We start from the raw sequence: 15794 nt of genomic DNA, 5'->3' as shown, positions 1-15794 counted from the left end.
GCGGGAACCGCTGTTCCCGCCGTTCGTTCAATTTGAGCGATTTTCAGTGGAGGCCACCATGCCCGTACTCAACCGCGTCCTCTTCAACGTGTTGTGCAAGGACCTCGGCGACAGTGTCGCCTTCTATCGGGAGCTGTTCGGGCTCGAGACGGTTTACGACAGCGATTGGTTTGTGATCCTCAGCCCTGCCGGCCAGCCGAACGTGCAGATCGGCCTGATCGACCAGGTCAGTGAATATACGCCGCGCCATGCCTGGGGCATGCACGAGGGCACCTATCTCACCTTCGTGGTGGATGACGTCATGGATGTGATGGACCGCGCCCGCGCCATGGGCGCCGATATCGTGTCCGAGGCGGTTGCACTCGACTACGGCCAGACGCGCGGGCTGATCCGCGACAAGAACGGCATGGTCATCGACATTTCGACGCCGACCGAACTGCTGGCGGCGCGCGAGGAGGACGGCATCGACTTCGCCGACCGCGACACGATGATCGACGAAGGCCGCCCCGGCGATACGGCGCGGCCGTTCTTCTAAGCCGGGGCGCGCCGGAAGCGCTTCACCAGTCGGCCGTCGATGAAGATGAGGCCAAAGAAAATCACGATGATGCCGAGGATGTGGACGAGCTCGAAGCGCTCGTGCAGCACCAGCACGCCCAGGAGGATCGCCGAGATCGGGGTGATGAAGGTGTTGAGCGACAGGTTCGTCGCGCCAACCCGCGGCAGCAACCAGTAGACCAGGAGGAAGCTGAAGCTGGTCGAGAACACCGAAATGCCGAATAGCGCCCCCCAGGTCTCGGGCAGGGTAATGACCGGAATGCCCGAGAAGATAAGCGCCACGGGAACCGAGACGAGCGCGGCGCCGGTCAAGGAACTCGAGGCGACCGCATAGGGCTCCACCTTGGCGAAACGGCGGGCGTAGTTGAGCGTGATCGCGTAGCAGCAGGTGGCGACGAAGGCGGCGAGGAGGCCGATGACCTGCGCTGAGGCGCCTTCACTGAACGAGGGCAGGGCGAGGATGGTCGCGCCGGTGAAACCGATCAGTACGCCCGCGACCTTGTTCCAGCTCGCTTTCTCTCCACCCGGCCACATTTGCGAGATGATTACGGTGGTCATCGGCGTCATGCCGTTGATGACGCCGACGATGCTGCTGGCGACGGTGACTTCGGCGAAGGGAAAGAGCGCGAAGGGGATGGCGTAGTTGAGGATGCCGAGGACCAGGAACTGCGGGTAGAGCCTGAGGTCGGTCGGCAGCCTTTTGCGGGTGGCGAAGAACACCAGCCAGCAGATCGCGGCGCCGATGGTAACCCGGCCGGCCGCGACCCAGAGCGGGCTGATTTCGCGGATCAGCACGGCGTTGAACAGGAACGAACAGCCCCAGACGGCGCCGAGCAGGATGATGAGCAGCCAGTAGCGCAACGGCATGATCAGACCTCGACCTTGAAGCCGAGTGCCATCAAGCAGTGCAGGCTCTGGTTCTCCCGACGCAACGCCTCGTGGCGGTCGCCGATCCAGCCGGCGCGGGTTTCGATGCGAGTCGCAGGCATCCGTGTTCTCCGTTTGTGCGCAAGGTAGGGGCGTAAAGAGGCCGCGTCGAACCGTTTTTGACGATGGCTGCGATCGATTCCCGTGATGACTTGGCGCCGTGCCGGCAGATATGTTAGCACTTACATAAATGCATTCGGAGGTGCGACATGAGCTATTTGTCCGAGATGGGGCTGCTTTCGCTCGGCAGCCAGCTGAAGGCGATCAGCGACCAGCTCTATGCCATGGCTGACGATGTCTACGCCCGCCACGGCATCGAGCTGCAGGGACGCTGGTTCCCGATCCTGCGTCTGCTGCACGACCGCGGGCCGATGACGGTGGGCGAGATCGCGGCGGCGGTGGGGCAGACGCATTCGGCGATCAGCCAGATTGCGACGCGGCTGGTGCGCGACGGCTGGCTGAGTGCCGCGAGCGATGCCGACGATCGGCGAACGCGACGGCTGTCGCTGAATGCCAAATCGCAGGCGGCGATCCGCGCAGCGAAGCCATTGTGGCGTGCCATGCGCGAGGGGCTGGAACAGCGGGTGCAGGCCAACGGCCTCGATGTGACGACGCTCGAGGCACTGGCGCGGGTGCCGGGGCCGGAACTGGCGGAGACGATCCTCGCGCGCGCTGCGGCCTACCGCGACGAGGGCGTGCGGATTGTGCCGTTCGCGCCGGAGCTGAGGGAGCATTTCTACCGGCTCAATGCCGACTGGGTGCAGCGTTACTTCGAGCTCGAACCCTACGACATCGAGGTGCTCTCGAATCCGGAGCGGGTGATCCTGTCATCGGGTGGCACGATCTTCTTTGCCATGCTCGGCGACGAGGTGGTGGGCACCTGTGCGCTGATGCAGGTGAGCCCCGGCGAGTACGAGCTGACCAAGATGGGCGTCGACCCCTCGGCGCAGGGCCTGGGCATCGGGCGAAAGCTGATTGAGGCGGCGATCGCCGAGTTCAAGCGACTGGGTGGGCACCAGTTGTACCTGGAGACCAACACAAAGCTGCAGACGGCGATCCGGCTCTACGAAAGCAGTGGGTTCGAGCATCAGCCGGCCGTTCGCGCGGGCACGCACTATTCGCGGGCGAACGTCTATATGATCTGGCGGGGATAGGTTCGGGAGGCGGCATGCGCAAGGTCGTGGTCAGCAACTTCGCTACGCTTGATGGGCTCTTCGATGGGCCGGACGGAGATATCGGGTCGCTGTTCCGCTACTTCCATCCGGACTATCAGGCCGATGCGAGCTTCGACTTCTACAATCGCGACCTGCTGAAGGCGGCGGACTACCTGCTGCTGAGCCGCAAGGCCTTCCTCGGCAACAAAGGCTATTGGCCGGGCATGCGCGACAACCCCGAGGCGACGCCGGTGCGCCGGGAGTTCGCGGGGTTGATCGCCGAGCGACCAAAGCTGGTGATCTCCGACAAGCTGGGCGCTGATGAGCTGGCGCCGTGGGAGAACACGGAGGTTATCGCGCGGGCCGATGCGGCATCGCGGATCGCGGCGCTCAAGGCAGGCGGCGATGGCGACATGCTTGTGCTGCTGAGCCGGCTGCTGTGGCAGGACCTCCTGGCGAAGCGGCTGGTGGACGAAATCCACATCACCTTCTTCCCGATCGTCGGTGGCGAGGGCTTACCCATGTTCGCCAAGCGACCAAGAGTGCCGCTGCGGCTGCTCCGCTCGGAAAGCTGGCCGGGGTCAGGGAAGGTGCTGGCGGTCTATGCGCCAGATTACGAAGCCTAGCCCGAGAACGTCGCCGCGCCGCGCGCGACGAGCGCCAGCGCTTCCGGATAGATCCGGTGCTCTTCGGCAAGGACGCGTTCGGCAAGTGTGTCGGGCGTATCGCCGGGGAGGATGGGGACGCGGGCCTGGAGGATGGTCGGGCCCTCATCCATCCCGGGCGTGACGAAATGCACCGTGCAGCCATGCTCCTTGTCGCCGGCGGCGATAGCGGCTTCGTGCGTGTGGAGGCCCCGGTGCAACGGCAGCAGCGAGGGGTGGATGTTGATCATCCGGCCCTTCCACTTCTCGGTGAACTCGGGCGTCAGGATGCGCATGAAACCGGCGAGCGCGATGATGTCGGGGCGCCAGAGCTTCAGCACGTCGGCAATGGCAAGCTCGAAGCCGGTGCGGCTCGGATAGTCCTTGTGCCAGCGCCAGGCAGTGGCGATGCCATGGCTGGCCGCCACCTGCAGGCCGCCGGCATCGGGCTGGTTGGAGAACACGCCGACGATCTGCGCCGGATAGTCGGGCGCCTTGGCGGCTTCGATCAAGGCCGACATGTTCGAGCCGCGGCCGGAGATCAGGATCGCGACACGTTTGCGAGGTTCGCTCACAGCGCCAGCGTGCCTTCGAAGGTGACGGGCTCGCCGGCACGGGGGCGGAGTTCGCCAACGATGGCGGCGGTTTCCCCGGCAGCGGCGAGGTGCTCGACGAGCCTGGTCGCATCGTCCTTGGCCACGGCGCACAGCATGCCGACGCCGCAGTTGAAGGTACGGAGCATCTCGCGCTCGTTCATGCCGCCGACGCGGGCAAGCCAGGCAAACACCTTGGGCACGCGGATGCGGTCGAGCTGGACGTGGGCGGCGAGCTCATCGGGCAGGACGCGCGGGATATTGTCGATGAAGCCGCCGCCGGTGATGTGGGCGAGGGCCTTGATGCCGATGCCGGCCTTCAGCGCCGAGAGCAGGGGCTTCACGTAGATGCGGGTGGGGACGAGCAGGGCGTCCGAGAGCGATTTGCCCGGCTCGAACGGTGCCGGCAGGTACCAGTCGATGCCCGAGAGCTCGACGATCTTGCGGACGAGCGAATAGCCGTTGGAATGGACACCGGACGAGGCGATGGCGACCAGTACGTCGCCGGCAGCGATATCGGCGCGCGGGAGCAGGGTGCCACGCTCGGCTGCGCCGACGGCGAAGCCGGCGAGGTCGTAGTCCTTGCCGTGATACATGCCCGGCATTTCGGCCGTCTCGCCGCCGATGAGGGCGCAGCCGGCGATGCGGCAGCCCTCGGCGATGCCCTCGACGATAGCGATGCCGGTGGTAACGTCGAGCTTGCCGGTGGCGAAGTAATCGAGGAAGAACAGCGGCTCGGCGCCCTGGACGATGATGTCGTTGACGCACATGGCCACGAGGTCCTGGCCGATGGTCGCGTTATTGCCGGTTTCGATTGCGATCTTGAGCTTGGTGCCGACGCCGTCATTGGCGGCAACGAGGATGGGATCGGTGAAACCAGCCGCCTTGAGGTCGAACAGCCCGCCGAAGCCGCCGATCTCTGCATCGGCGCCGGAGCGTCGTGTCGAGCGGACGGCGGGCTTGATAGCCTCGACAAGCGCGTTGCCCGCGTCTATGTCGACGCCGGCCTGCTTGTACGAGAGCCCGTTTGATGGCACGTTTTGCGCGTCGGACATGGGCTTGTTCGCCATATTTCAGGGGTAGCGGATTTGTCGAGCGCTGATAACCGCTCCACCTCGGTGACGCAAGCGTCGCCCAAGACGATGAGCCTCAGAAATCAGGTTCTGGTGTGGGCGGCGCTGTTCGTGGGCGCCATCCTGTTGCTGTGGGTGTTCCGTTCGATCCTTCTGCCCTTCGTGGTCGGGTTGACGCTGGCCTATCTGCTGAACCCTGTGGTCAATTGGCTGCAGAAGGTCGGGATCGGTCGCAGCTGGGGCGCCATGCTGTCGCTGACCGGTGTGCTCGTGCTGCTTGTCGGCCTGCTGCTGGCCCTTGTGCCGCTCGTTGGCGCGCAGATTGGCGGGCTGGTGTCGCGGCTGCCGAGCTATGTCAGCGACCTGCAGGCGCTGCTGCGTGAATGGATGCCGCAGTTCACCGAATGGATCGGGCCAGAGCGGGCGGCGCAGCTCGAGGGCAGCCTCGCCGACATGATTGGCCGCGGGGTCGAATTTGCCGGATTGCTGACGGCGACCCTGGCCAGCAGCGGCCTGACCGTGGTCAGTACAATCGGTGTGCTGTTCATCACGCCCGTCGTCGCGTTCTACCTGCTGGTCGACTGGGAGGGCATGCTGAAACGTGGCGACGAGCTGCTGCCCCGCAATTACCGCGACGAGATTCGTGGCGTGCTGCGCGATATCGACAACGCCATGGCCGGCGTGATCCGCGGGCAGGGCGGCGTGATACTCGTACTCTGCGTCTACTACTGTACAGCGCTGACGGTCGCCGGGCTTAACTACGGTCTCGCCATCGGCCTGATCGGTGGATTGCTGAGCTTCGTGCCCTATGTCGGCTTCCTGATCGGCTTCGCGCTGTCGATGACCATCGCACTGGTCCAGTTCTGGCCCGACCAGTGGATATTCGTGCTGATCATCCTGGCGATCTACACGGTGGGCCAGTTCCTCGAGGCCAACATCCTCTACCCCAAGCTTGTCGGCCAGAGCATCAACATCAACCCGGTCTGGTTGATGTTCGCCTTGTTCGCCTTCGCGCTGCTGTTCGGCTTTGTCGGCCTGCTGCTCGCCGTGCCACTTGCCGCCATTACCGGCGTGCTGACGCGCTACGCGCTGCAGAAGTACCAGCAGTCGAGCCTCTATCTGGGCACGGAGTCGCCTGCCGACGCTGCGGTCGCTGTGGAGAAGCCGGCACGCCGGACCCGTGTCGTCGCGGAGAAATGAGTATCCCCGGACCTGTCGCGCCTCGATCCGGCCAGCTCGCCCTGGAGCTTGGCCACGAGCCTTCTCATGCCGAGCACGATTTCATCATCGGTGAAGGCAATCGGTTGGCGCACGCGCATATCCTCGGCTTTGCCAGTTGGCCCGGACCGCTGACGCTGATCGAGGGGCCGGCGAGTGCCGGCAAGTCGCACCTGGCCCGGATTTGGTCGGAGCTGACCAGGGCCGGGTATGCAACGCCGGAGACGGCGGAAGAGCTTTCGCGCCTCGGCGGCACGCAGCCACTGGTGGTCGAGGATGCCGATCGGGCCGGCTATGACGAGGCGGCGCTGTTCCACCTGCTCAACCAGTCGATGCGCGACCGGCGGCCGCTGCTGCTGACGGCGCGCGAGCCCGTTGCAAACTGGCCCTTCGCGACCAATGATCTGAAGTCGCGGGCCCGACTCGCGGCCCATTTCGGCGTGTCATTGAGCGACGACATCCAGTTGTCACAGATGTTCGTGAAGTTGTTCGATGATCGCCAGGTGGCGGTCGACCCCCGGATCATCGCCTATCTGGTCGCCCGCATGGAGCGCTCCGCTGAAGAGGCGGTGGCTCTGGTGGAACTGATGGACCGCGCGGCGCTTGAACGTGGTACGGCGATCACCCGCGCGATTGCAAACGAAGCCCTGCAGCAGCGCGGCGCCACGCGCGACGAGGGCCAAATGGAACTGGCGCTCGATTGGGGAGCCGACGACGATGAATGAGATGAGCGAGATCGTGGAAGAGGCCAGCGAGGCGCCCGATGTCGCGGAGCTGCGCCAGAGCCCGGCGCGGTTCGTCAACCGCGAGGTCAGCTGGCTGCAGTTCAACATGCGCGTGCTGGAGGAGGCGGGCAACGTCCACCACCCGCTGCTCGAGCGGCTGCGCTTCGTCTCGATCTCGGCGACCAACCTCGACGAATTCTTCATGGTGCGTGTCGCGGGCCTCAAGGGCCAGCTTCGCGCCGGGCTCGGCTCGAAGAGCGCCGATGGGCTGACGCCGGCCGAGCAGCTCGAGGAGATCGCGACGCTGGCGCAGCATTTGCATCTCGAGCAGCAGGACCACTGGCAGCAGCTGCGCGAGGAGCTGTTCGCCCAGGACGTGGTGATCCATGAGGCGGACGACCTGACGGCCGATCAGGTGAAGTACCTGCAGAAGCTGTTCCGCGAGGAGATCTTCCCGGTGCTGACGCCGATCGCGGTCGATCCGGCGCACCCGTTCCCGTTCATCCCGAACCTCGGTTTCACCCTCGCCTTCGAGATGGTACGCGATGGCTCGACCCAGACGCTGACTGCGCTCGTTCGCGTGCCGTCCAATCTCGATCGCTTCATCAGCCTGCCGTCCGACCTGACGGCCGGTGGGCGGGTCGAGGTCGTGACCATCGACACGCTGATCAACCTGTTCATCAACAAGATGTTCCCGGGTTACACAGTCTCGGGCTCGGGCGCCTTCCGCATCATCCGCGACAGCGAAATCGAAATCGACGACGAAGCCGCCGACCTGGTGGTCGAGTATGAATCCGCCCTGCGCCAGCGCCGCCGCGGCATGGTGATCCGCCTTGAGATCGAGAAGAAAATGCCGCGCGCCCTGCGGCGGCACATTTCCGAGCGGCTCGGGATCGGACCGACCGACACTTTCGAGGTCCAGGGCTTCCTCGGTCTCGCCGATGCGAGCTGGATCTGCTCGATCGACCGCCCGGACCTGCGGTTCCCGCCCTACCTGCCGCGCTTCCCCGAGCGCATCCGCGACTACAACGGCGATATCTTCGCGGCCATCCGCGCCAAGGACCTCTTGGTCCACCACCCGTTCGAAAGCTTCGACGTCGTTGCGCAGTTCCTGATGCAGGCGGCGCGCGACCCTGATGTGGTGGCAATCAAGCAGACGCTCTATCGCACCTCGCGCGACAGCCCAATCGTCAAGGCGCTGGTGCAGGCGGCCGAGGCGGGTAAGACGGTGACCGCACTGGTGGAGCTCAAGGCCCGCTTCGACGAGGAGGCCAATATCCGCTGGGCCCGCGACCTCGAGCGGGCCGGGGCGCAGGTGGTGTTCGGCTTCATCGAGCTGAAGACGCACGCCAAGATGAGCCAGGTAGTGCGGCGCGAGGCCGGCAAGCTGGTGAGTTACTGCCACCTCGGGACGGGCAACTACCACCCGATCACGGCCAAGATTTACACCGACCTCAGCTACTTCACGACCGAGCCGGCGATCACCCGCGACGTGGCGCGCGTGTTCAACTTCATCACCGGCTACGCGCGGCCTGCCGAGATGGAGGGCATCGCATATTCGCCAGTGACGCTGCGCCAGACGCTGCTCAATTCGATCGCGCAGGAGGTGGAGTTTGCCGAGCGCGGCGAGCCGGCCAATATCTGGCTCAAGATGAACGCGCTGGTCGATCCCGAGATCATCGATGCGCTCTACGACGCGAGCCACAAGGGCGTGAAGATCGAGCTGATCGTGCGCGGCATCTGCTGCCTACGGCCGGGGATACCGGGCTTCTCGGAGAACATCCGGGTGAAGTCGGTGGTCGGCCGGTTCCTTGAGCACTCCCGTATCTTCTGCTTCGGCAACGGCGCGCCGCTCCCGTCGCGCCGAGCCAAGATCTACATGAGCTCGGCCGACATCATGCAGCGTAACCTCGACTGGCGCGTCGAGGTGATGGTGCCGATTCTCAACCCCACGGTGCACGAACAGATCCTCGATCGCACGATGGTTGCGTATTTGAAGGACAACGAGCAGAGCTGGGAGGTGCTTCCCGACGGCAGTTCCGATAGGATAAAGCCGAAGGAGGGCGAGGAGCCCTACAACGCGCACGACTACTTTATGACGCATGCGAGCCTCTCCGGCCGCGGAACCGCGCTGAAGCGCGAAACCGAAGAGAGAACTGAGTGAACCAATATTGGGGCGTTGACGCCGACCCCACCGCACAGGGCCGCATCAAAGGTGCGCGCCCTGTTGCCGTGCTCGACATCGGGTCCAACTCGGTGCGTCTGGTCGTCTATGAACGTCATGCCCGCTCGCTGACGCCGCTCTACAACGAGAAGACGGCGTGTGCGCTGGGCCGTGGCCTCGCGCAGACGGGCAAGATCGCCTACGAGAATATCGATCGCGCGCTAACGGCCATCCAGCGCTTCGCGCTGGTGTCGCGGCTGATGCGGGTGGGGACGACGCACATCCTCGCCACCTCGGCCGTGCGCGAGGCCAGCAATTCCAAGGCCTTCGTCGATGCCGTCGAAGAGATCATGGGGGCCAAGGTCACCGTGCTGTCGGGGGCCGAGGAGGCGCATTTCGCGGCGCTGGGCGCCATTTCGGGGATGCCGAGTTTCGGCGGTGTCGTGGGCGATCTCGGTGGCGGCAGCCTCGAGTTGTCCTCGATCGCCGGCGGAACCGACTCGACCGGCGAAACGCACGAACTCGGCGTGATCCGTCTGCAGGACGATTCGGAGGGGTCGCCGGGCAAGGCCGCGGCCCTCGCCAAGCGGCGGCTGAAGAAATCCAAGCTGCTCGAGGGCAAAGGCGGCAGCTTCTGCGCGATCGGTGGGACGTGGCGGTCGCTCGCCAAGATCCATCAGGTGCTGCGCAACTACCCGCTGCACATGATCCAGCACTACGAAGTCGGGGCCGCCGACATGCTCGAGCTCTGCGAGCAGATCGTTGCCGCGACGGGATCGGCCAAGACCTATCCGGGCTCAGAGCTGGCCAGCAACAGCCGGCGCGATCTGGTGCCCTACGGCGCCGCGGTGATGGCCGAAGTGCTTAGGGCGGGCAAGTTCTCGACCGTCGTGTTCTCCGCTCTCGGGGTGCGCGAGGGCTATCTCTTCGGCCTGCTCGACCCGGACGAGCGCGCGATCGACCCGCTGATGCAGATGGCCGAGGACGTGAACGTGCTGCGCTCGCGCTCGCCGGAGCATGCCGAGGATCTCGTCGCGTTCTCGGCGAAGCTGCTCGGCATTCTCGGCGTCAAGGAGACGGCCGAGGAAGAGCGCCTGCGTCGCGCCGCTTGTTATCTCGCCGATATCGGCTGGCGCGGCCATCCCGACTATCGCGGCGAGCAGGCGGTAGACATGGTGGCCTATGGCGCCGCGACCGGCATCGACCATCCGGGCCGCGCGTTCCTCGCCGAGGTGCTGGCGGTCCGCTACATGGGACTCAAGCAGAAGTCGATCAGCGCCGACGTACTGGCGTTATCAGGGGCGGCGCTCAGCGCTCGCGCCCGGCTGCTGGGTGCCATCTTCCGAGTCGGCTACCCGATGTCGGCGGCGATGCCCGGTATCCTGTCGCGAGTGAGCTTCGAGGTGGATGGCCCGATCCTGAAGCTCATCCTGCCGCAGGACCTGGCATTCCTCGATGGCGAGCATTTGCGCGGCCGGCTCGACCAACTGGCCGGCGTTGCAGGCTACAAACTTACCGATATCGTGGCGCGCTAGCGGGCGAGCTGCCGGCTACTTCGAGCTGCCGTTGCCGTTTTCGTCGTGCGGAGGCGTCGCTTGCTGGCCGGGCTGGGCCATTTCATGCACATGCGGCTTCTTGGACACTGACGGGCGGTGCATAAGGTCGAAGCGGCGCACCGTGTAGATAAACACGCCGGCCGCGGCGAGGACAAGGATACCGGCGCCGAGGAACGGCGCACCGGGGAAATACCCGGACGCCCCCTTCGGCGCCTGGGTGAAGTAGCTGAACAGCTGCGTCGCCGCGAGCGGCCCGAGGATCGAGGCCAGCGAGTTCACCGCGTTGATGGCGCCCTGCAGTTCGCCCTGCGCATCGTCCGATACCTGCCGTGACATCAGCGAGTTGATGGCCGGGCCGGCGAGGCCGGCGAGCGAGCCGAGGATCAGGAAGCCGTAGAGCGGGATCTCGGAATGGATGAAGGCCGTGCCGGTGAAGGCAATGGCAGCCGCTAGCATGCCGAGGAGCACGGTAGACCACTCGCCGATTTTCTTCGTCACCGGAGCGATCAGCAGCGCCTGGCTCAGCGCGAAGCCGATGCCGAAGGTGCCCAAGGCGATACCGATCTGGGCGGACGAGAAGCTCAGCACCTCGATGGTGAAGAAGTTCCAGACCGACGGAAAGGACTGGCTGGCAAGGACGAAGAGGCCGAGTGCGGCGAGCAGCCACAGCACCACCGGACTGTTCCGGCCGAGGCTGAACAGCACGCCGAACGGGTTGGCGCGCCGGATGTCGAAGGGACGGCGCTTTTCCTTCGCAAGGCTCTCGGGGAGCACGAAGAAGCCGAACAGCAGGTTCGCGCCGGCAAGCGCCGCAGCGGCATAGAACGGCCAGCGCGGGCCGATTTCGCCGAGGAGGCCACCGACCACCGGGCCAAAAATGAAGCCGAGGCCGAAGGCGGCGCCAATCAGACCGAAGCGGTGGGCGCGCTTATCCTTGGGCGTGATGTCGGCGATGTAGGCGGTCGCCGTTGCCACCGAGGCACCGGAAATGCCGGCGATGGTGTGGCCGATGAAGATCAGCACCATCGTATTGGCGAAGCCCATGATGGTGTAGTCGATGGTGAGGCCCGCCAGCGCGACCAGGATGATCGGGCGGCGGCCGAACCGGTCGCTGAGATTGCCGAGCGCCGGCCCGAACAGGAACTGCATCAGCGAATAGGCGAAGACGAGGTAGCCGCCGATGACGGCCGCCTGCGCCACGCTGCCGCCCGAGAGCTGGCCGATCAGCTCGGGCAGCACGGGCAGGATGATGCCGTAGCCCAGCATGTCCAGGAAGATCGTGACCAGCACGCAGATAAGGGTGAGGTTGGACTGGGGTGATACGGGCATGCGCGGGGGTTAATCCCTTGTGGTGGGCGGCAGTTGACACATCGGCCTTGGTGAAGGCAAGCGCCGAGGAGATTAGTGGACGTCCTGTCGCGGCGGTCTCGGCAGGGCGGGGACCGTGTCCGGATCGGGGGCCGCGTCGTAGCCGTAGAGCCAGCTCAACCGCTTCAAATGCCCGCGCGTTCCCTGGAGCTTCACAACGGCGTTGCGGGCCAGCGTAAACGGCCACTCGAGGTGGAAGGCGAAGCCGTTCGAGTTCGAAAGCTTTCGCACGCGGTCCACGCGCGGCTGGCGCAGAGCGGCGTAACGCTTCAGCGCCGTTTCGGCCTCTGCCTCGGTCATCAGCAGCGGCGCAAGGATGGCAGCATCCTCAATGGCCATGACCGCGCCTTGGGCCTGGAACGGCATCATGGCGTGAGCCGCGTCTCCGATGAGGCCGACGCCGCCTTCTGTCCAAGTCGGGGTTGCGACAGTCGACATCGGCCAATAGCCCCAATCGTTGCCGGCGGCTTCTCGGATAACGTCGAACTGCCGGCTCTTGCGGGCCGCCCAGGGAAGTTCGGGCGCGCGGGGCGGGTTCTCGCCGAACGCCAGTTGCTCCTTCACCTTGGCAAAGAGCGCGATGTTCACCTGCTGGCGGTAGGGCAGCGGATAGGTGACGGCATGGTAGCCGGGCCCCCAGAGCAGGCCGGTGCGATTGGGGGCCAGTACGCGGTCGAGCGCGTTCTGGGGCAGGGTGATGCGCCAGGCGACCATGCCGGAATAGGTGGCTTCGGGGCCCATCAGGATTCCAGTGCGGGTCCGTGAGTTCACCCCATCCGCTCCGATGAAGGCGAAAGCGCGGGCCGAGCGCGATTTGCCATCGGCTTCGTCGACAGTGACCGAGACGCCGCGGGCATGGCTGACCACGTCATAGGCACGGACGCCGAACAGCATGTCGATATTCGCGAAGCGCTTGCAGGCCTTGTAGAGCAGGTCCGCGAGGTCGGCGCGATGCATCACGGCATAGGGGGCGCCGAACTGCTGCTCGACTATGTCACCAAGCTCGAGGGTGATGAGCGGCTGGGTGGCGCCATAGGGGTAGACGTCGATGCCGGCAGGCTCGAACGCCCGTGCCGCAATGGCGCGATCGAGGCCGAGGCGGTTGAGGATCTTGCGGGCATTCGGGCTGAGCTGCAGCCCGGCCCCGACTTCCTGCACCGCATCGCGCTTTTCGAGCACGACGACCGTCGCGCCGAACTTGGCGAGCGCCAGGGCGAGCGTCATGCCGGCGATGCCAGCACCGGCGATGTAGACGGTGCGTCCGTTACCGGACATGGCGGGGAATCAGGCGGCTTCGGAGTGATAGATGGCCGAGAGCGGCTCGGACGTGCCGGCGGCCAGCGTGCCGTCGAACTGGTACAGCGTCGAGCAGTACGGACAGACGATCTCGTTATCCTTGCCCATGTCCAGATAGATGTGTGGGTGATCGAACGGGGGCAGGGCGCCGACGCACTGGAATTCCTTTGACCCGATCCGAATACTCCGCAGCCCTTCGGTATTGTGGAAGTGCGGGGTGCTCTCGTGGGCCATCGGTTGATCCTCGGTTCGAATTCGGCGCGAACATAGCGGCGGCGTACTGGTGCGACAAGTGCTCGGTGACTGCACAACAACCGGCTGTCATCCCTGCGAAAGCAGGGACCCAGCTGTCAGCCGGCGCGGGCGATGAGTTGGGTCCCTGCTTTCGCAGGGATGACAGCCTGTGTATGAGGCTCGAATGTGCCACTCTGGCTTTGCCGAGGAATATCCATGCCCCAGTTCAATTCCGCCGGCATTGCCATCGACTACGAGGTGCATGGCGAGGGCCGGCCGATCCTCCTGATCCATGGCTTCGCCTCGTCGGGCAAGATCAACTGGATCGACACCGGCTGGGTGGAGACGCTGAGCGGCGCCGGGTACCAGCCGATCACCTTCGACAACCGCGGCCACGGCGCCTCGCGCAAGGTCTACGATCCGCAGCTCTATTTCGCCCATGAGATGGCCGAGGACGCACGGCGGCTGCTGGCGCATCTCGGCATCACGCGCGCGCCGGTGATGGGCTACTCGATGGGTGCGCGGATCACCGCCTACCTGATGCTGAACCATCCGTCGCTCGTGAGTTGCGCCGTCTGGGGCGGCATGGGGCGGAACCTCATTACCGGGCTCGAGAACAGCGAGGAGATCATCGCGGCGCTGACGGCCGAGTCGCTCGAGCACGTCACTGGCCGGTCCGGACGGCAGTTCCGCATCTTCGCCGACCACAACAAGGCCGACCGCGCCGCGCTCGCCGCCTGCATGATCAGTTCACGCGAGCCGATGCGCGAGTCGGACGTCCGCAGGATCGAGGCGCCGGTGCTGGTTGCCGTCGGCAGCGAGGACGACATGGCCGGCTCGGCGGATGCGCTGGCGGAGTTGCTGCCGCACGGCGAGGCTTTCACCATTGACCGCCGCGATCACATGCGGGCGACCGGGGACAAGCAGTTCAAGGCCGCGGCACTGGAGTTCCTCGCACAGCACGGGGTTTGAGCTGTCGCGCTCTCGAACCGGAGACGTCTGCAACTTCTCCTGAGGGCGCTTCAGGGAGTAACCATTGGACGCGACCGGACGCGCGGCGAACATTTTTACGCGCTAAGGGTTGGTATCTGAGAACGGGTTGGCTTATATCGGCATCCGCCGATGGAGACACGGATGAGCTCGAACTTGAAGACGGCAGGGGTCACGGCGATCGACCCCGTATGGGATGCAGTGGTTTCCGGTGCGCGCCAGATCGTGGCCAGCGAACCGTCCCTGACCAACCTGATCTACTCCAACATCCTCAATCACTCTGCGTTCGAGGACGCGCTGGCGCACCGGCTCGCTGAGCGTCTCGATCACCCTGATGTTTCGGCCGACCTGATCCGCCAGGCGTTCCAGGATGCGCTGGAGGCTCGACCCGAGATCGGCATGGAAGCGCGCGCGGATCTCGCTGCGACGCTCGAGCGCGATCCCGCCCTGCACAAGGCGGTGGACTGCTTCCTCTATTTCAAGGGCTACCACGCCATCCAGACGCATCGCTTTGCGCATGCGCTGTGGACAAACGGCCGCAAGGATTTTGCGCTCTATCTGCAGAGCCGCTCGAGCGCCGTGTTCCAGGTGGACATCAATCCGGCTGCGCGAATCGGCAAGGGTATCATGCTCGACCATGCGACCGGCTTCGTCGTCGGCGAGACGGCGACGATCGGCGACAATGTCTCGATCCTTCAGGGCGTGACCCTCGGCGGTACCGGCAAGTCCGAGGAAGACCGGCATCCCAAGATCGGCAACGGCGTGCTGATCGGCGCCCATGCCGTGGTGCTCGGCAACATCAAGGTCGGTGACTGCGCTCGCATCGGCGCCGGTTCCGTCGTCGTGAAGGAAGTGCCGCCGCGGGTGACCGTGGCCGGCGTTCCGGCCAAGGTGATCGGCGAAGCGGGCACTCCGCACCCGGCTTCGGTGATGGACCAGCTCGGCGTGGTCAAGGACGTCACCGGCTGATCTGCCGCAGGGCTGGCCGAAAAAATCGTCGCTCCGGGATTGCTCCGGGGGTCGCAATGCCTATTGTGGCGATCCCAAATCGACCCCTTAGAAGGCGGCAGCCATGAACCACCCCGAGATCATCAAGCTCCAGAAGTTCCTGCAGCAGAAATTCGGCAACCGGAATATCGACGTCCGTCCGCGCAACAAGCAGAACGACAGCGTCGAGGTCTACCTCGGCGAGGAGTTTCTCGGCCTGATCTATGTGGACGATGAGGACGGCGACCGGTCCTACAACTTCCAGATGGCCATCCTCGACGTCGATCTCGACGAGATTCAATAAGGATAC

General features: G+C 65.1%; 16 protein-coding genes. 10 read left to right on the top strand and 6 right to left on the bottom strand.

Features of this window, described 5'->3' with window-relative positions; translation table 11 throughout:
• Positions 1-58: 58 nt before the first annotated feature.
• Positions 59-535: a VOC family protein gene (locus ACOYW5_RS04375; RefSeq protein ID WP_423068037.1), complete on the top strand. Its 477-nt coding sequence runs from the start codon at positions 59-61 to the stop codon at positions 533-535.
• Here ACOYW5_RS04375 and ACOYW5_RS04370 read toward each other — a convergent pair.
• Positions 532-1422, bottom strand: coding sequence for a DMT family transporter (locus ACOYW5_RS04370; RefSeq protein WP_423068036.1), 891 nt, complete (start codon positions 1420-1422; stop codon positions 532-534). The two genes, ACOYW5_RS04375 and ACOYW5_RS04370, sit on opposite strands and share 4 nt — an antisense overlap.
• A 269-nt stretch (positions 1423-1691) precedes the next feature.
• On the opposite strand from ACOYW5_RS04370, the gene ACOYW5_RS04365 reads away from it, so the two are divergent.
• Positions 1692-2636 (top strand): bifunctional helix-turn-helix transcriptional regulator/GNAT family N-acetyltransferase, encoded by a 945-nt coding sequence (locus tag ACOYW5_RS04365; RefSeq protein ID WP_423068035.1) that lies wholly within the window; start codon positions 1692-1694, stop codon positions 2634-2636.
• Between the two features lie 14 nt (positions 2637-2650).
• Positions 2651-3262 (top strand): dihydrofolate reductase family protein, encoded by a 612-nt coding sequence (locus tag ACOYW5_RS04360; RefSeq protein WP_423068034.1) that lies wholly within the window; start codon positions 2651-2653, stop codon positions 3260-3262.
• Here ACOYW5_RS04360 and purN read toward each other — a convergent pair.
• Together purN and purM are read right to left on the bottom strand one after the other, a co-directional pair.
• On the bottom strand, positions 3259-3855 hold the full coding sequence (gene purN / locus ACOYW5_RS04355; protein ID WP_423068033.1) for a phosphoribosylglycinamide formyltransferase: 597 nt from the start codon (positions 3853-3855) through the stop codon (positions 3259-3261). The genes ACOYW5_RS04360 and purN overlap by 4 nt on opposite strands.
• Complete coding sequence (gene purM, locus ACOYW5_RS04350; protein WP_423068032.1) at positions 3852-4928, bottom strand: phosphoribosylformylglycinamidine cyclo-ligase; 1077 nt, start codon at positions 4926-4928, stop codon at positions 3852-3854. Before purM ends, purN begins: the two co-directional genes overlap by 4 nt.
• 33 nt (positions 4929-4961) lie before the next feature.
• Between purM and ACOYW5_RS04345 the strand changes: the two genes are divergently transcribed.
• Genes ACOYW5_RS04345 through ACOYW5_RS04330 form a run of 4 tightly spaced genes read left to right on the top strand, consistent with a single transcriptional unit; the run spans position 4962 to position 10588 of the window.
• Positions 4962-6146, top strand: coding sequence for an AI-2E family transporter (locus ACOYW5_RS04345; RefSeq protein WP_423068031.1), 1185 nt, complete (start codon positions 4962-4964; stop codon positions 6144-6146).
• Positions 6143-6889 (top strand): hypothetical protein, encoded by a 747-nt coding sequence (locus ACOYW5_RS04340; RefSeq protein ID WP_423068030.1) that lies wholly within the window; start codon positions 6143-6145, stop codon positions 6887-6889. The genes ACOYW5_RS04345 and ACOYW5_RS04340 overlap by 4 nt, the downstream gene beginning before the upstream one ends.
• The gene (locus ACOYW5_RS04335; RefSeq protein WP_423068029.1) at positions 6882-9053 is read left to right on the top strand and encodes an RNA degradosome polyphosphate kinase; all 2172 of its coding nucleotides are present in this window, start codon (positions 6882-6884) and stop codon (positions 9051-9053) included. Before ACOYW5_RS04340 ends, ACOYW5_RS04335 begins: the two co-directional genes overlap by 8 nt.
• Positions 9050-10588 (top strand): exopolyphosphatase, encoded by a 1539-nt coding sequence (locus ACOYW5_RS04330; RefSeq protein ID WP_423068028.1) that lies wholly within the window; start codon positions 9050-9052, stop codon positions 10586-10588. The genes ACOYW5_RS04335 and ACOYW5_RS04330 overlap by 4 nt, the downstream gene beginning before the upstream one ends.
• Before the next feature lie 15 nt (positions 10589-10603).
• Here the strand turns inward: ACOYW5_RS04330 and ACOYW5_RS04325 are convergent, their stop codons facing one another.
• The 3 genes from ACOYW5_RS04325 to ACOYW5_RS04315 all read right to left on the bottom strand — a co-directional run bounded on the left by ACOYW5_RS04325 (position 10604) and on the right by ACOYW5_RS04315 (position 13507).
• On the bottom strand, positions 10604-11938 hold the full coding sequence (locus tag ACOYW5_RS04325) for a TCR/Tet family MFS transporter (RefSeq protein ID WP_423068027.1): 1335 nt from the start codon (positions 11936-11938) through the stop codon (positions 10604-10606).
• Between the two features lie 72 nt (positions 11939-12010).
• Positions 12011-13252, bottom strand: coding sequence for an FAD-dependent monooxygenase (locus ACOYW5_RS04320; RefSeq protein WP_423068026.1), 1242 nt, complete (start codon positions 13250-13252; stop codon positions 12011-12013).
• Positions 13253-13261: 9 nt separating this feature from the next.
• Positions 13262-13507, bottom strand: coding sequence for a zinc-finger domain-containing protein (locus tag ACOYW5_RS04315; RefSeq protein ID WP_423068025.1), 246 nt, complete (start codon positions 13505-13507; stop codon positions 13262-13264).
• A gap of 216 nt (positions 13508-13723) precedes the next feature.
• Here ACOYW5_RS04315 and ACOYW5_RS04310 point away from each other — a divergent pair, with 216 nt between their 5' ends.
• From ACOYW5_RS04310 to ACOYW5_RS04300, 3 genes are all read left to right on the top strand, one after another.
• Positions 13724-14479, top strand: a complete 756-nt coding sequence (locus ACOYW5_RS04310; RefSeq protein WP_423068024.1) for an alpha/beta fold hydrolase — start codon at positions 13724-13726, stop codon at positions 14477-14479.
• A 162-nt stretch (positions 14480-14641) separates the two neighbouring features.
• The gene (gene cysE / locus ACOYW5_RS04305) at positions 14642-15466 is read left to right on the top strand and encodes a serine O-acetyltransferase (protein WP_423068023.1); all 825 of its coding nucleotides are present in this window, start codon (positions 14642-14644) and stop codon (positions 15464-15466) included.
• Between the two features lie 103 nt (positions 15467-15569).
• Positions 15570-15788: a DUF3126 family protein gene (locus ACOYW5_RS04300; protein ID WP_423068022.1), complete on the top strand. Its 219-nt coding sequence runs from the start codon at positions 15570-15572 to the stop codon at positions 15786-15788.
• Positions 15789-15794: the final 6 nt, after the last annotated feature.

Origin of the sequence: Devosia sp. CN2-171 (assembly GCF_049354815.1) — a bacterium.
Taxonomy (GTDB): domain Bacteria; phylum Pseudomonadota; class Alphaproteobacteria; order Rhizobiales; family Devosiaceae; genus Devosia_A.
Note: the sequence above shows the minus strand (reverse complement) of the source record. Positions and strands in the feature narration are given on the sequence as shown.

What these genes read in the sequence shown, in the direction of transcription:
- ACOYW5_RS04320 (WP_423068026.1), bottom strand. Translation starts at nt 13,252, where the DNA reads ATGTCCGGTAACGGACGCACCGTCTACATCGCCGGTGCTGGCATCGCC.
- ACOYW5_RS04310 (WP_423068024.1), top strand. Translation starts at nt 13,724, where the DNA reads ATGCCCCAGTTCAATTCCGCCGGCATTGCCATCGACTACGAGGTGCAT.
- ACOYW5_RS04335 (WP_423068029.1), top strand. Translation starts at nt 6,882, where the DNA reads ATGAATGAGATGAGCGAGATCGTGGAAGAGGCCAGCGAGGCGCCCGAT.
- ACOYW5_RS04315 (WP_423068025.1), bottom strand. Translation starts at nt 13,507, where the DNA reads ATGGCCCACGAGAGCACCCCGCACTTCCACAATACCGAAGGGCTGCGG.
- ACOYW5_RS04370 (WP_423068036.1), bottom strand. Translation starts at nt 1,422, where the DNA reads ATGCCGTTGCGCTACTGGCTGCTCATCATCCTGCTCGGCGCCGTCTGG.
- ACOYW5_RS04325 (WP_423068027.1), bottom strand. Translation starts at nt 11,938, where the DNA reads ATGCCCGTATCACCCCAGTCCAACCTCACCCTTATCTGCGTGCTGGTC.
- ACOYW5_RS04375 (WP_423068037.1), top strand. Translation starts at nt 59, where the DNA reads ATGCCCGTACTCAACCGCGTCCTCTTCAACGTGTTGTGCAAGGACCTC.
- cysE (WP_423068023.1), top strand. Translation starts at nt 14,642, where the DNA reads ATGAGCTCGAACTTGAAGACGGCAGGGGTCACGGCGATCGACCCCGTA.
- ACOYW5_RS04365 (WP_423068035.1), top strand. Translation starts at nt 1,692, where the DNA reads ATGAGCTATTTGTCCGAGATGGGGCTGCTTTCGCTCGGCAGCCAGCTG.
- ACOYW5_RS04360 (WP_423068034.1), top strand. Translation starts at nt 2,651, where the DNA reads ATGCGCAAGGTCGTGGTCAGCAACTTCGCTACGCTTGATGGGCTCTTC.
- purM (WP_423068032.1), bottom strand. Translation starts at nt 4,928, where the DNA reads ATGTCCGACGCGCAAAACGTGCCATCAAACGGGCTCTCGTACAAGCAG.
- ACOYW5_RS04300 (WP_423068022.1), top strand. Translation starts at nt 15,570, where the DNA reads ATGAACCACCCCGAGATCATCAAGCTCCAGAAGTTCCTGCAGCAGAAA.
- ACOYW5_RS04340 (WP_423068030.1), top strand. Translation starts at nt 6,143, where the DNA reads ATGAGTATCCCCGGACCTGTCGCGCCTCGATCCGGCCAGCTCGCCCTG.